At 71.1% G+C, this 14445-nt stretch carries 14 protein-coding genes; 5 read left to right on the forward strand and 9 right to left on the reverse strand.

Annotated features, from left to right (window positions below):
* Nucleotides 1-56: 56 nt before the first annotated feature.
* On the forward strand, nt 57-1544 hold the full coding sequence (locus tag BKI49_RS15020; protein ID WP_441350888.1) for an LCP family protein: 1488 nt from the start codon (nt 57-59) through the stop codon (nt 1542-1544).
* Nucleotides 1545-1653: 109 nt separating this feature from the next.
* Here the strand turns inward: BKI49_RS15020 and BKI49_RS15025 are convergent, their stop codons facing one another.
* Nucleotides 1654-2202 (reverse strand): acyl-CoA thioesterase, encoded by a 549-nt coding sequence (locus tag BKI49_RS15025; RefSeq protein ID WP_095934784.1) that lies wholly within the window; start codon nt 2200-2202, stop codon nt 1654-1656.
* A 120-nt stretch (nt 2203-2322) separates the two neighbouring features.
* On the opposite strand from BKI49_RS15025, the gene BKI49_RS15030 reads away from it, so the two are divergent.
* Nucleotides 2323-3600, forward strand: a complete 1278-nt coding sequence (locus BKI49_RS15030) for an LCP family protein (protein WP_095934785.1) — start codon at nt 2323-2325, stop codon at nt 3598-3600.
* A 136-nt stretch (nt 3601-3736) separates the two neighbouring features.
* Here the strand turns inward: BKI49_RS15030 and BKI49_RS15035 are convergent, their stop codons facing one another.
* Both BKI49_RS15035 and BKI49_RS15040 read right to left on the reverse strand, forming a co-directional pair.
* Nucleotides 3737-4105 carry a four-helix bundle copper-binding protein gene (locus tag BKI49_RS15035; protein WP_095934786.1) on the reverse strand — a complete coding sequence of 123 codons (369 nt, stop codon included), beginning with the start codon at nt 4103-4105 and terminating at the stop codon, nt 3737-3739.
* A 198-nt stretch (nt 4106-4303) separates the two neighbouring features.
* Nucleotides 4304-5461, reverse strand: coding sequence for an acyl-CoA dehydrogenase family protein (locus tag BKI49_RS15040; protein WP_095934787.1), 1158 nt, complete (start codon nt 5459-5461; stop codon nt 4304-4306).
* A 188-nt stretch (nt 5462-5649) separates the two neighbouring features.
* On the opposite strand from BKI49_RS15040, the gene BKI49_RS15045 reads away from it, so the two are divergent.
* A complete protein-coding gene (locus BKI49_RS15045; RefSeq protein WP_095934788.1) occupies nt 5650-6993 on the forward strand; it encodes a UDP-glucose dehydrogenase family protein in 1344 nt (447 codons plus the stop codon).
* 152 nt (nt 6994-7145) lie between these two features.
* On the opposite strand, the gene BKI49_RS15050 is transcribed toward BKI49_RS15045, so the two are convergent.
* Nucleotides 7146-7646, reverse strand: coding sequence for a CGNR zinc finger domain-containing protein (locus BKI49_RS15050; protein ID WP_095934789.1), 501 nt, complete (start codon nt 7644-7646; stop codon nt 7146-7148).
* A gap of 133 nt (nt 7647-7779) precedes the next feature.
* Between BKI49_RS15050 and BKI49_RS15055 the strand changes: the two genes are divergently transcribed.
* A complete protein-coding gene (locus tag BKI49_RS15055) occupies nt 7780-8139 on the forward strand; it encodes a VOC family protein (RefSeq protein WP_095934790.1) in 360 nt (119 codons plus the stop codon).
* 22 nt (nt 8140-8161) lie between these two features.
* Here the strand turns inward: BKI49_RS15055 and BKI49_RS15060 are convergent, their stop codons facing one another.
* From BKI49_RS15060 to BKI49_RS15075, 4 genes are all read right to left on the reverse strand, one after another.
* The gene (locus BKI49_RS15060) at nt 8162-9292 is read right to left on the reverse strand and encodes a dipeptidase (protein WP_095934791.1); all 1131 of its coding nucleotides are present in this window, start codon (nt 9290-9292) and stop codon (nt 8162-8164) included.
* Nucleotides 9293-9453: 161 nt separating this feature from the next.
* Complete coding sequence (locus tag BKI49_RS15065) at nt 9454-10674, reverse strand: dipeptidase (RefSeq protein ID WP_095934792.1); 1221 nt, start codon at nt 10672-10674, stop codon at nt 9454-9456.
* Nucleotides 10675-10679: 5 nt separating this feature from the next.
* On the reverse strand, nt 10680-11204 hold the full coding sequence (purE, locus tag BKI49_RS15070; protein ID WP_078629328.1) for a 5-(carboxyamino)imidazole ribonucleotide mutase: 525 nt from the start codon (nt 11202-11204) through the stop codon (nt 10680-10682).
* Complete coding sequence (locus BKI49_RS15075) at nt 11201-12340, reverse strand: 5-(carboxyamino)imidazole ribonucleotide synthase (RefSeq protein WP_095934793.1); 1140 nt, start codon at nt 12338-12340, stop codon at nt 11201-11203. Before BKI49_RS15075 ends, purE begins: the two co-directional genes overlap by 4 nt.
* Nucleotides 12341-12537: 197 nt before the next feature.
* Here BKI49_RS15075 and BKI49_RS15080 point away from each other — a divergent pair, with 197 nt between their 5' ends.
* Nucleotides 12538-13074, forward strand: a complete 537-nt coding sequence (locus tag BKI49_RS15080; RefSeq protein WP_095934794.1) for a GtrA family protein — start codon at nt 12538-12540, stop codon at nt 13072-13074.
* 21 nt (nt 13075-13095) lie between these two features.
* Here the strand turns inward: BKI49_RS15080 and BKI49_RS15085 are convergent, their stop codons facing one another.
* A complete protein-coding gene (locus BKI49_RS15085) occupies nt 13096-14370 on the reverse strand; it encodes an ATP-binding protein (RefSeq protein WP_095934795.1) in 1275 nt (424 codons plus the stop codon).
* Between the last annotated feature and the right edge of the window lie 75 nt (nt 14371-14445).

Raw genomic sequence — 14445 nt, forward strand, 5'->3', positions numbered from 1 at the left:
ATCGGCCTACGGTGCTCACGGATCCCCACGCCCAGGGCCTGCCGGAGGTGTCCCCCTTGCCCACGCCGCGCCGCTCCCCCGCCCGCCCGCAGCGCCACCCGCAGCCGCCCCGCGCGCGTAGGCCGGACGTGCGGTCCTCCGGACGGCCCCCGGCGCGGCGCAGGAAGCCGCGCTGGGCCATGCGGATGGCGACGACCCTGTCCGTGGTGGTCCTCGCCTCGGCGGGCATCGGGCACGCGGTGGTCACCAGCCTGGACGAGGACATCGCCCGGGTCGACCCCTTCAGGGACATGAAGAACCGGCCCGAGGCGGGCCACGGCATGAACGTGCTGCTGGTCGGCACCGACGGCCGGGACAAGATCACGGAGACGGAGCGGCGCACGTACCGGCTCGGCGGCGCGCCGTGCCACTGCACGGACACGATCATGATCGTGCACATCTCGGCGGACCGGGAGCGGGCCAGCGTGGTCAGCCTGCCGCGCGACTCCTACGCCGAGACACCGGCGCACACCGACGAGACCACCGGTAAGCAGCACGGCCCGCATCCGCTCAAGCTCAACGCGGCGTACGCGGAGGGCGGCCCGAACCTGACCGTGCGCACGGTCGAGAACATGACCCATGTGAAGATCGACCACTACCTGGAGGTCGACTTCACCAGCTTCATGAAGACGGTGGACGTGCTGGGCGGCGTCCGGGTCTGCACCACGCAGCCGCTGAAGGACTCGTACACGGGTCTCGACCTGGCGGCGGGCTCGCACCTGCTGAACGGCGGACAGGCGCTCCAGTACGTGCGGTCCCGGCATGTCGACGGGGCGTCGGACCTGGGCCGGATGCAGCGCCAGCAGCGCTTCCTCGCGGCGCTGGTCGAGCAGACCACGTCGTCCGGGGTGCTGATGAACCCGATGAAGTTCCGTGACGTGACCCGGGCCGTGCTCGGCTCGGTCCGTGCGGACAAGGGCTTCGGGACGGACGAGCTGCTCGACCTCGGCCGGGCCATGCGGAACTTCTCCCCCTCCTCGTCCGAGTTCACCACCGTGCCGATCGGGCAGATGGGATACGTCGTCAAGGGCATCGGCTCGACCCTGAAGTGGGACGGGGCGAAGTCGCGGAAGTTGTTCACGGCGCTGCACGACGACAAGCCGCTCGCGGCGCCCCGGCCGCACCGGTCCGAGGCGCGGCGGGTCGACGTGGCGCCGCAGCAGATCCAGGTCCAGGTGGAGAACGGGACGGGCACGGCGGGCCTCGGCAAGCGCGTCGACAGCGCGCTCGCGTCCACCGGGTTCCGCACCACGCGCCGGCCCACCAACGCCGCGGACCGGACCGCCCGGCGCACCGTCGTCTCCTACGACCCCCGCTGGGACCGCTCGGCGAAGTCGCTGGCGGCCGCGTTGCCCGGTGCCGAGCTGCGCGAGGTCAAGGGACAGGGCGCGGTGCTGAAGGTGACCGCCGGGTCGGACTTCGGGAAGGTGAAACGGGTGCGGGCGAACGACCCGTACCAGGGCGAGTTCGGGGCGACGACGGGCGACCAGGTGGTGTGTCCGTGACCCCTGCGCGCGAAGCCGTCCCGGATCCGGCGGGCCGGCGACCGGGCCGGAGGGCGGCCGGCTCCGTAGAACCGGAGGGCGGCCGGCTCCGTAGAAGGACTGGGGACGGTCAGTCGCCCAGGCCCTCGGCGGCCCGCTTCTCACGGAGCTCCATGATCGCCCGACGGCGGGCGAGCCGGTGGGTGCGGCGGATCTGCGCCTCCTGGTAGCGCCGCTCGTCGCGCTCGGTCTCCGGGAGCACTGGCGGCACCCGCCGGGGCTTGCCGTCCGCGTCGACGGCGGCGAACACGAGATAGGCCGAGCCGACCTGCTGGGGTGGCGTGGACTCGTTCCAACGCTCGGCGAGGACGCGGACGCCCACCTCCATCGAGGTACGACCGGTCCAGTTCACCTGAGCCTTCACATGGACGAGGTCACCCACGCGGACGGGCTCCAGGAAGGCCATCTCGTCCATGGAGGCGGTGACGGCGGGCCCGCCGGAGTGCCGCCCGGCCACCGCGCCCGCCGCGTCGTCGACGAGCTTCATGATCACGCCACCGTGCACCGTTCCCAGAAGGTTGGTGTCGTTGTGGGTCATGATGTGGCTGAGGGTGGTCCGCGACGCGGATGTCGGCTTGCCCGGAATATCGGATTCCGAGTTGGGGGCCTGGTTCGTCATGGCGTCCACCTTATGCCGCGCCGTGCAAGGGGTTGCTTTGCATCAGCTCTGCAACAGGCGTGACCCAGATCTCCCCCGTCTCTTGTAAGACACACCGTGCGGCCCTGCACACTGGTCCGCATGAACGATTGGCCCGACGCGTGGTCCGACGAGAACCGCGGCAACCGCTACGGACGCGGCAGCGCAGGCGCTCAGCCCGAGAGCGCCCGCGTCATGCGGCAGGTCCGGCGCGGCCCCGCCGCCCCGTCCTACGGTGTGCCCCAGCAGCCGACGTATGTCGACGGGCAGGGGTACGACGACGGGTACGGCGGCGGAGGCGGCTACGACGACGGCTACGACTCCGGGTACAACTCGGGCCAGGTCTACGGGAACCCCGGCGGCCCGCAGGGCCCCGGCCCGGGCGGGCCGGGCAGGCCCGCGCCGAACTGGCGGCGCCGGATCAAGTGGACGGCGATCACGCTGGTCACGCTGCTGATCGTGGTCTCCGTCGGCACGTACTTCTGGGCCGACTCCAAGCTCCACCGTGACGTGGATCTCTCGAAGGTCATCGACCGGCCCGAGGCCGGCGAGGGCACGAACTACCTGATCGTCGGCTCCGACAGCCGCGCCGGCATGACCTCCGAGCAGAAGAAGAAGCTGCACACCGGGTCCGCCGAGGGCAAGCGCACGGACTCGATGATGATCCTGCACACCGGTGACAACGGGTCCACGCTGGTCTCCCTGCCGCGCGACTCCAACGTGGAGATACCGACCTACAAGGGCTCCGACTCCGGCAAGACCTACCAGGGCACCGGCCGGCAGACGAAGCTGAACGCGGCGTACGCGGAGGACGGCCCGGAACTGCTCGTCCGCACCGTCGAGTTCAACACCGGCCTGCACATCGACCACTACGTGGAGATCGGCTTCGCGGGCTTCGCGAACATCGTCGACGCGGTCGGCGGCGTCGAGATGAACCTCGACAAGGGCTTCAAGGACAAGTACTCCGGCGCCGACTTCCAGGCGGGCAAGCAGACCCTCAACGGCGAGCAGGCCCTCGCCTTCGTCCGCACCCGGCACGCCTTCGCGGCGTCGGACCTGGAGCGCACGAAGAACCAGCAGAAGTTCCTGTCCGCCCTGGCCCACCAGGTCGCGACCCCGTCGACGGTCCTGAACCCCTTCAAGCTGTACCCGACCATGAGCGCGGGCCTCGACAGCCTCACCGTCGACAAGGACATGAGCCTGTGGGACCTGGCCGACATGTTCTGGGCGATGAAGGGCGTCACCGGCGGTGACGGCAAGTCCATGAACATGCCGATCTCCGGCTCGGCGAACGGCAACCTCGTCTGGGACAAGGCGAAGGTGAAGACGCTGGTGAGCCAGCTGAAGAACGACGAGAAGGTCACGGTCTCGGGGAACTGAGCCGGTCCCCGGCCGTTCCTCACGGACGCACCGACGCGCCACCGGGCCCCGCCGATCCGTTCGGCGGGGCCCAGCCGTGTCCGGGGTCCCGACGGCCCCGCGGGGCCGGGGTGAGTGACCGGGTGGACGGGCGAGGTCACATCGTGGCGCCCGCCATGCTGCGGCACATCTGCGCGCAGCGGCGACAGGACTCGGCGCAGCGCATCATCTGCGGGTCGTCCGGCATGGCCATACACGCCTCGGCGCACATCTCGCACGCCTTGGCGCACATCGCGCACATCTCGGCCGACATGGGCGAGCGGCGCATCATCATGTCCGCGCACATCCGGGTCATCTCGGAGCAGTCCATGAGCGCGCGCATGATCTGCATCTGGGCCTGGCCGCCCATCTGCATGCAGGAGCTCATGGTCTCCTCGCAGACGCCGTGGCAGGCCATGCAGGCCTGCACGCAGTCCTGCATCTCCTTGCTCATGGCCGTCATCGTTCCGGGCTGGTTCATGGTCATGGCTCTGCTCCTGGGCGTGATGGGGCCCGGGGCGGGCCCCGTTCCCTACCGTGGTACGCCCGGTGGGCACCTCGCGCCATCGGGCGGACGCGAACGGTCCGCCCCGCGTGCCGCGCCCGCGAGACGGCGAAAGCCCCCGGAGGCATCCGGGGGCTTTCGCCGGCGATACGCCGTCCGGCTGTCGGCGACGGCCTTGCGCTACGGAAGGTTGCGGGCCATCACGATGCGCTGGACCTGGTTGGTGCCCTCGTAGATCTGGGTGATCTTGGCGTCTCGCATCATGCGCTCGACCGGGTAGTCACGGGTGTAGCCGTAGCCGCCCAGCAGCTGGACCGCGTCCGTGGTGACCTCCATGGCGACGTCCGAGGCGAAGCACTTGGCGGCCGCACCCAGGTAGGTGAGGTCGGCGTCGCCGCGCTCGGAGGCCGCGGCGGCCTGGTAGGTGAGGGCGCGGGCGGCCGAGATCTTCATGGCCATGTCGGCCAGCATGAACTGGATGCCCTGGAAGTCGGCGATCGGCTTGCCGAACTGCTTGCGCTCCTGGACGTAGCCCTTGGCGTAGTCGAGGGCGCCCTGCGCGATGCCGAGGGCCTGCGCCGCGATCGTGATGCGGGTGTGGTCCAGCGTCTTCATCGCGGTGCCGAAGCCGGTGCCCTCCTCGCCGATCATGCGGTCGGCGGGGATGCGCACGTTGTCCAGGTAGACCTCGCGCGTCGGGCTGCCCTTGATGCCGAGCTTCTTCTCCGGAGCGCCGAAGGAGACGCCCTCGTCGGACTTCTCGACGACGAACGCGGAGATGCCCTTCGAGCGCTTCGTCGGGTCGGTCACCGCCATCACCGTGTAGTACTCGGAGACGCCCGCGTTGGTGATCCAGCGCTTCACGCCGTTGAGGACGTAGAAGTCGCCGTCGCGGACCGCCTTCGTCTTCATGCCGGCCGCGTCCGAACCCGCGTCGGGCTCGGAGAGGCAGTACGAGAACATGCCCTCGCCCTTGGCGAGCGGCGCCATGTACTTCTTCTTCAGCTCCTCGGAGCCGGAGATGATGACCGGCAGCGAGCCGAGCTTGTTCACCGCGGGGATCAGCGAGGAGCTCGCGCAGACGCGGGCCACCTCCTCGATCACGATGACCGTGGCGAGCGCGTCGGCGCCGGCGCCGCCGTACTCCTCGGGGACGTGCACGGCGTGCAGGTCGCCCGCGACCAGGGCGTCGAGCGCCTCCTGCGGGAAACGGGCCTCCTCGTCCACCGCTGCGGCGAACGGCGCGATCTTCGCCTCGGCCAGCGAACGGATCGCGTCCCGGAGCATGTCGTGCTCCTCGGACGGGCGGTACAGGTCGAAATCAGCCGATCCGGCCAAGGTCTCTCACGCTCCAAGGGACGCTGTGATGGTGGCGCTAACTACCGTTAAGTAACCCAAATTTTAGAGCTCCGCCCACGCGAGTGATACGTGAGCTTGGCGACAGGGGGAAAGTGCCCGTGAAAGCGCCCTCCCAAGCCCCGACTATGCTCGGGCGCGCACCTACGCCGCACACTCCAGGAGCACCCATGGCCCTCAAGATCACTGTGATCGGAACCGGCTATCTCGGCGCCACGCACGCCGCGGCCATGGCCGAGCTCGGTTTCGAGGTCCTCGGGCTCGACGTGGTGCCCGAGAAGATCGAGATGCTCCAGCGGGGCGAGGTCCCGATGTACGAGCCGGGACTCGAGGAACTGCTGCGCAAGCACGTCGCGGGCATCGAGGGGTCCACCGGACGGCTGCGGTTCACGATGGACTGGGCCGAGGTCGGGGGGTTCGGCGACGTCCACTTCGTCTGTGTGAACACTCCGCAGAAGCACGGCGAGTACGCCTGTGACATGTCGTACGTCGACGCGGCCTTCGAGTCGCTCGCGCCGCACCTGCACGGCCCGGCCCTCGTCGTCGGCAAGTCCACGGTGCCCGTCGGCTCGGCGGACCGGCTGGCCGCCCGGCTCGCGGAGCTCTCGCCCGCCGGCGAGGACGCCGAGCTCGCCTGGAACCCGGAGTTCCTGCGGGAGGGCTTCGCGGTGCAGGACACGCTGCACCCCGACCGGATCGTGGTGGGCGTGCGCAGCGACCGGGCGGAGAAGCTGCTGCGCGAGGTGTACACGACGCCGGTCGCCGAGGGCTCGCCGTTCGTGGTGACCGACTTCCCGACCGCCGAGCTGGTGAAGACGTCCGCGAACTCCTTCCTCGCCACCAAGATCTCCTTCATCAACGCCATGGCCGAGGTCTGCGAGGCCGCGGGCGGCGACGTCGCCAGGCTGGCCGAGGCGATCGGGCACGACGAGCGGATCGGGAAGAAGTTCCTGCGGGCGGGGATCGGCTTCGGCGGCGGCTGCCTGCCCAAGGACATCCGCGCCTTCATGGCACGCGCCGGCGAGCTGGGTGCCGACCAGGCGCTGACCTTCCTGCGCGAGATCGACTCCATCAACATGCGGCGCCGCGGGCAGATGGTCGAGATGGCCCGGGAGGCGCTCGGCGGCGGTTCCTTCCTCGGCAAGCGGGTCGCCGTGCTCGGCGCGACGTTCAAGCCGGACTCGGACGACGTGCGCGACTCGCCCGCCCTGAACGTCGCCGGGCAGATCCACCTCCAGGGCGGCCAGGTCACCGTCTACGACCCGAAGGGCATGCAGAACGCGCGGCGCCTCTTCCCGACGCTGGGGTACGCCGACACCGCCGTCGAGGCCGTGCGTGGCGCCGACGTCGTGCTGCACCTGACGGAGTGGCGCGAGTTCCGCGACCTGGACCCGGCGGAGCTCGGCGAGGCCGTCACGGCCCGTGTGCTGCTGGACGGGCGCAACGCGCTCGACCCCGAGGTGTGGCGCCGTGCCGGGTGGACATACCGGGCGATGGGCCGCCCGACCGCCTGAGACAGCCGTGGCGGCGCGCCGGAGGCCGGCGTGCCGGAGAAGGGGTGACGCCGGTCCGGCCGAGGCTCAGTCGGCCGGACCGGCGTCAGTCGCATTCTGCACCACTTCGCCGTCCCCGGAGCGGCGACCGCCCGACTCACCACCGCGGCGGGCTACTTGGCGCGGTACCGCCGCATCTTCGCGCGCGCCCCGCACACCGACATCGAGCACCAGCGACCGCGTCCGGCGGGACTGCGGTCGTAGTACGCGAAATGGCACTCGGGCAGTTCGCAGGCCTTGAGGCGGAGCCAGGTGCCCTCGGTGAGCGCCTCCCCCACCGCCGCCGCCACGCGGGACAGCAGCGGCCCCGTGTCGGCCGGGGCGAGGGCGGCCGAGCCGTCCCGTTCGTCGACCGCCACGTACAGCGGCGCCCGCGCCAGCAGTTCGCCCAGGGGCGTCACCGCGCGGTGCGGCGGGTGTCCGGCGTGCGCCAGGCACACGGCCCGCAGCGACTCGCGCAGTTCCCGCGCGCCGGCCACGTCCCGCTCCGTGACGCCGAGCGCGGCACGTCCGTCGGCCGTGTCGAGCAGATCGGCGCCCGACCCCAGGTCCACGGTGTTCACCAGCGCCTCCACGAGGGCCAGCCCTCCGGGCGCGGGCGCCCTCTCACTCATCGTCGCGACCTCATGCTTGCGACGTTACCTCCAATGCGGGAGTATCCAGTAACCGTCGTTACCGCTTGGAGCGTTCTACAGGTAACACGCCCCTTGCGGTCCACGAGCTACCGATCCCCCTGGGAGGAAGTCAATGGCTCTCGCCAAGCTGGGCGCCGTCGTCCTGGACTGTCCCGATCCCCGCGCGCTCGCCGGGTTCTACGCCGAGGTGCTGGGCGGCACGGTCCAGGGCGAAGGCGACTGGATCGACCTGGAGGTGCCCGGCGGACGGGCGCTGGCGTTCCAGGCCGCGCCCGGACACGTACCGCCGAAGTGGCCCGCGCCCGACGCCTCGCAGCAGTTCCACCTGGACCTGACCGTGGAGGACCTGGACGCGGCCGAGAAGGGCGTGCTGGCGCTCGGCGCGACACCGCTCGACACGGAGGACCGTTCGCGCACCTGGCGCGTGTACGCCGATCCGGCCGGACACCCCTTCTGTCTCTGCGCCTGCTGACCGGGCCCGGGTGGAGGAGACGTCAGCCGTCCAGTTCCGCGATCTTCGCCGAGGACGGCTCGCGGCGCTGCTGGGCGGCGCGGGCCGTGAAGTCCGCGCCGCGCAGCACCCGCTGGACGTTCCCCCAGGTGAGCAGGGCGAGGTCGGACTCGGACCAGCCGCGGGAGATCAGCTCCGCGATCAGCCGCGGATAGCAGGACGCGTCGGACAGGTCCTGCGGATGGGCGGCCCCCGAGTCGTACGTCCCCGAAAGGCCGACGCACTCCGCGCCCGCGAGGACGCGGATGTGGTCGAGATGGTCGGCGACGTCCCGCACGGACGGCCCCGCCTGCTCGGCCGTCAGCGGGACGAGGCACAGGCCCTTGGCGGCGCCCAGCTCGATGAGGACGTCGTCCGGCAGGTTGACCGGGTGGGGCCGCAGCGCGCGGGCCGCGGAACGGGTGAAGACCACCGGGGCTTTGGAGACCGCGAGAGCACGGCCGGTCGTGGCGTCCGAGGTGCCGGAGAGGTCGGCCAGCACGCCGAGCCGGTTCATCTCCCGCAGCACCTCCTCGCCGAACCGGGTCAGACCCGCCTCGCTCGCCCAGGAGGCGCCGGCGAGCGTGAGCACCCGCAGGCCGAGGGTGTGCAGCGCACGCAGGATGCCGAGGGAGTCGCCGAGCGCGCCCGCTCCGGCGGGTCCGAGCACGACGGCGACCCGGCCGCAGTTGCTGGCGTCGGTCAGACCGGAGGCGCTGTACGTCATGCGCAGGCCCTCGGGATGCGCCCGCACCACCGTCTTCACCAGATCCAGCTGCTCCAGGGTCGCGCCCACGGCACGGTCCCCGGCGAGCCCCTCCGGCAGGTGCAGCGAACAGAACACGGCACCGACGTGGCCCGCGCGCATCCGGGGCACGTCGGTGTCCACGGAGGTCTCGCCGAGCTCCAGGTCGTACCAGGGAAGGTGGCGCAGCACCCAGGGAAGACCGCTGTAGCCGTCGGCGACGGGGTGGGCGGCGAGGAAGGCGTGGGCCCGCTCCAGCGGGTCGCCTCCCGCCGTGCCGGCCGGCCCGGGCGTGCCGAGGAGCGCCGGCTCCGACTCCGGCCAGACGGCGGGCGGGTCGAGCTCGCCCACCTCGGAGGTGAGGTGCAGTTCGTCCTGCAGTTCTGCCATGACGGCCTCCGCTGGGTGGACGGTGATCGAAGTACCGCCACCGTTGCACGGAGCCCGGGGGGCTTCCTGGTGGGTGGAGCGTTCGGGGGTACGCCCCCGGGGCGGCTCTGCCCGCCGTACATCCTGCGGGTGTGCCCGCGGGCACACCCGCAGGATGTACGTCAGCCGTCCAGCTGCTCCAGCGTCGCGTTCGACGGGCCGCGCCGCGCCTTCAGGTCGCGGGCCACGTCCTCGGCCGCGCCCAGCACGCGCACCGAGTTCTGCCACGTCAGCTTGGCCAGATCGGCGGACGACCAGCCGCGGTCGAGCAGTTCGGCGACCAGGTTCGGGTAGCCGGACACGTCGTCGAGGCCGTGCGGGGTGAAGGCCGTGCCGTCGTAGTCACCGCCGATGCCGAGGTGGTCGATGCCGGCGACCTCGCGCATGTGGTCGAGATGGTCGGCGACCGTCGCCACCGTCGCGACGGGGCGCGGGTTGCTCTCCTCGAACACGCGGTGGATCTTCATCCCCTCGGCGGTCGTGTCCAGGTGGTGGAAGCCGTGCGCCCGCATGTTCTCGTCGGCCGCGGCCGTCCAGTCGACCGCCGCCTGGAGGACGAACTTCGGCACGAACGTCACCATCGCCACACCGCCGTTGGCGGGCAGCCGCTCCAGGACGTCGTCCGGGATGTTGCGCGGGTGGTCGCACACCGCGCGTGCCGAGGAGTGGGAGAAGACGACCGGCGCGACCGAGGTGTCCAGCGCGTCGCGCATCGTCGTCGCCGCGACGTGCGAGAGGTCGACGAGCATGCCCTCGCGGTTCATCTCGCGCACGACCTCGCGGCCGAAGGCCGACAGGCCGCCCACGGTGGGCACGTCCGTCGCCGAGTCCGCCCACGCGATGTTGTCGTTGTGGGTGAGGGTCATGTAGCGGACGCCCAGGGCGTACAGGCCCCGCAGCGCGGCGAGCGAGTTGTCGATGGAGTGCCCGCCCTCCGCGCCCATCAGCGAGGCGATGCGGCCCTCCGCGCGCGCCGCCTCCATGTCGGCGGCGGTCAGCGCGGCCCGCAGGTCCGCCGGATGACGGTCGATCAGCTGCCGTACGCAGTCGATCTGTTCCAGCGTCGCGGTGACGGCGCCCGGGAGGTCGGAGCGGACGTACACCGACCAGTACTGCGCGCCGACACCGCCCGCGCGCAGGCGGGCCAGGTCGGTGTGCAGGTGTGCGCTCTGGTCGGCGGCGATGTCCCGGGCGCCCAGGTCGTAGCGGACCTGTTCGCGCAGCGCCCACGGGAGGTCGTTGTGCCCGTCGACGACCGGGAACTCGGCGAGCAGCTCACGGGCCCGGCCGAGGGACGGGGACGGGGCGGAACCGGTGGACACGGACACGGACGAGGACGTCATCCGCGTCACTTCCCGAAGCCGAAGCCGCTGTTCGCGCCCTCGACCTTGGTCCGCAGCCGCTTGCCCTTCTCCGTCGCCTGGTCGTTCAGCTCCTGCTGGAACTCCCGCATGCGGCCGAGGAGCTCCTCGTCGTGCGCGGCGAGCATCCGGGCCGCCAGCAGACCCGCGTTGCGCGCGCCCGCCACCGAGACCGTCGCCACCGGCACGCCGGCCGGCATCTGCACGATCGACAGGAGCGAGTCCATGCCGTCCAGGTACTTCAGCGGCACGGGCACCCCGATCACCGGCAGCGGGGTGACCGACGCGAGCATCCCGGGCAGATGGGCGGCACCGCCCGCACCCGCGATGATCGCCTTGAGCCCGCGCTCCGCGGCCTGCTCGCCGTACGTGATCATCTCGCGCGGCATGCGATGCGCCGAGACGACGTCCACCTCGTACGGGATCTCGAACTCGTCGAGGGCCTGTGCGGCGGCCTCCATGACGGGCCAGTCGGAGTCCGACCCCATGACGATGCCTACAACGGGGCTCATTCGGTGATCGTGCCTCTCAGGTAGCCGGCTGCGTGCCGGGCGCGCTCAAGGACGTCGTCCAGGTCGTCGCCGTAGGTGTTGACGTGACCGACCTTACGGCCGGGCTTCACATCCTTGCCGTACATGTGGATCTTGAGCTGGGGGTCGCGGGCCATGCAGTGCAGATACGCGGAGTACATGTCCGGGTAGTCGCCGCCGAGGACGTTGACCATCACGGTCCACGGGGCGCGCGGGCGCGGGTCGCCCAGCGGCAGGTCGAGGACCGCGCGGACGTGGTTGGCGAACTGGGAGGTGATCGCGCCGTCCTGGGTCCAGTGGCCCGAGTTGTGCGGGCGCATCGCCAGTTCGTTGACCAGGATGCGGCCGTCGCGGGTCTGGAACAGCTCGACGGCGAGGTGGCCGACGACGCCCAGTTCCTTGGCGATGCTCAGGGCCATCACCTCGGCCTTGAGCGCGAGGGCCTCGTCGAGGTCCGGGGCGGGCGCGATCACCGTGTCGCACACGCCGTCGACCTGCTGGGACTCGACCACCGGGTAGGCGACCGCCTGGCCGTGCGGGGACCGCACGACGTTCGCCGCCAGCTCCCGTACGTAGTCGACCTTCTCCTCGGCGAGCACGGGGACACCCGCGCGGAACGGGTCCTCGGCCTCCGCCACGGAGTCCACGACCCACACGCCCTTGCCGTCGTAACCGCCGCGGACCGTCTTGAGGACGACGGGGAAGCCGTCGCCCTCCGCCGCGAACGCGGCGACGTCCGCGGGATCGCTCACGATGCGGTGCCGCGGGCACGGCACTCCGATCGCGTCGAGCCTCGCGCGCATCACACCCTTGTCCTGGGCGTGCACGAGCGCGTCGGGCCCCGGGCGGACGGGGATGCCGTCCGCCTCCAGAGCACGCAGGTGCTCGGTGGGTACGTGCTCGTGATCGAAGGTGATCACGTCACAGCCCCGCGCGAAGTCACGCAGCGTGTCGAGGTCGCGATAGTCGCCGACGACGACATCGCCGACGACCTGCGCCGCGGAGTCCTGAGGGGTGTCACTGAGGAGCTTGAACTTGATGCCGAGCGGGATGCCCGCCTCGTGTGTCATACGAGCGAGCTGACCGCCGCCGACCATGCCGACTACCGGGAACGTCACGCTCCAAGAGTATCGGCCGCGCCACCGTGGCCGGTTTCCGTGCCCGTGCGCGACCGTTTCCCCGGTGCCGGACGCGACTTTTCTTACCTGTGAGCCCTTGCACAGGCATCGCGGAAGAGAGCTGGATAGCATGGCTGAGTTGACATACTCGACCGTCGTAACCGACGACGTATCCACCGACGGGGGCTGGCGACACCATGGGCAGTGCTTCTACGGGGTCTCGTCCGGGGCCTCGCAGCGCGGTTCACCGCCGGTTCGACCTGCTGATGCGCGAGGTCGCCAAGTTCGGCGCGGTCGGCGGGGCGGGGCTGCTCGTCAATCTGCTGGTGTTCAACCTCGTACGCCATCTCACCGGGCTCCAGGTCGTGCGGGCCAGTGTCATCGCGACCGTCGTCTCCATCGTCTTCAACTACATCGGGTTCCGGTACTTCACCTACCGTGACCGCGACAAGAGCGGGCGCACCAAGGAGCTGACGCTCTTCCTGCTGTTCAGCGCGGTCGGCCTGGTCATCGAGAACGGCGTGCTCTACGCCGCGACGTACGGCTTCGGCTGGGACAGCCCGCTGCAGAGCAACGTCTTCAAGTTCCTCGGCATCGGCGTCGCGACGCTCTTCCGCTTCTGGTCGTACCGCACGTGGGTGTTCCGGGCGCTGCCCGCCCGGGAGACCGTGGCCAGCGCGGAGGCGATCCTCGACGCGCAGCCGGCGCGGACGCGGGCGCGCGCCGACATCTGAGCCCACGCCCTCACGGGCACGTCAGCGGACCGTCTGCTCCGGCTCGTCGAGCGAGGGGCGCTTCAGCGGGGTGCGGGACAGGAACAGGCCGAAGACCGGGGGCTGCGCCTGGAGCATCTCCAGACGTCCGCCGTCCGCCTCCGCGAGGTCACGGGCGACGGCGAGGCCGATGCCCGTGGAGTTGCGCCCGCTGATCGTGCGCTCGAAGATGCGGGCGCCCAGGTCGGTGGGGACGCCGGGTCCCTCGTCCGTGACCTCGATGACGGCCTGGTTGCCGGTCACACGCGTCCGCAGCGCGACGGTGCCGCCGCCGTGCATGAGTGAGTTCTCGATCAGCGCCGCCAGGACCTGCGCGACCGCCCCCGGGGTGCCCACCGCCCGCAGGTGCCGCTTGCCCGAGCTGACGATGGCGCGGCCCGCGCTGCGGTAGGCCGGGCGCCACTCCTCCAGCTGCTGCTTGATGACCTCGTCCAGGTCGAAGGAGACGGCGGAGCCGGTACGCGGGTCGCGGGCGTTCGTGAGCAGCCGCTCCACGACGTCCGTGAGGCGCTCGACCTGCGCCAGCGCGATCGTCGCCTCCTCCTTCACCGTGTCGGGGTCGTCGTTGACGGTGATCTCCTCCAGCCGCATGGACAGCGCCGTGAGCGGTGTACGGAGCTGGTGGGAGGCGTCGGCGGCGAGGCGGCGCTCGGCGGTCAGCATCCGTGCGATGCGCTCCGCGCTGCCGTCCAGCACGTCGGCGACCCGGTCCAGCTCGGGGACGCCGTACCGCTTGTGGCGGGGGCGCGGGTCACCAGAACCGAGCCGTTCCGCGGTCTCGGCGAGGTCGGTGAGCGGCGAGGCGAGCCGGTTGGCCTGCCGCACGGCCAGCAGCACCGCGGCGACGATCGCCAGCAGCGCCACCGCGCCGATGATCAGGAGCGTCCGGCCGACCTCCCGGGTGACGGACGAGCGCGGCTCCTGGACGGTGACCGTCTCGCCCTCCTCGCCCCGGGCGGTGTAGTGGATGATGTCGCCGGTCGGCTTGGTGCCGACCTCGATGGGGGCGCGGCCGGGGATCTCGATCACGGCGTACCGCTCGTCCGTGACCTGGTCCTTGAAGGTCTCCCCCGTGATCTTCTCGTCGCCGAGGATGCGGCTGTCCACGATGCTGGCCAGGCGCAGCGCCTCGGAGTCCACCCGCTCCTGGGCGCTGTTGCTGATGGTGCGGGTCTCGACGATCACGAGGGACACGCCGAAGACGGCGATCACGACGAGTACGACGGCGAGCGTGGACTGGATGAGACGGCGACGCACGGGGCCCTCCGGGCAGGTGGCTGTACGTGGTCCAGTGTGCCCCGGCGCCACGCCGGCCCGGGCGACACGACGCCC

The sequence above is a fragment of the Streptomyces sp. Tue6028 genome (genome assembly GCF_002300165.1).
GTDB lineage: Bacteria > Actinomycetota > Actinomycetes > Streptomycetales > Streptomycetaceae > Streptomyces > Streptomyces siamensis.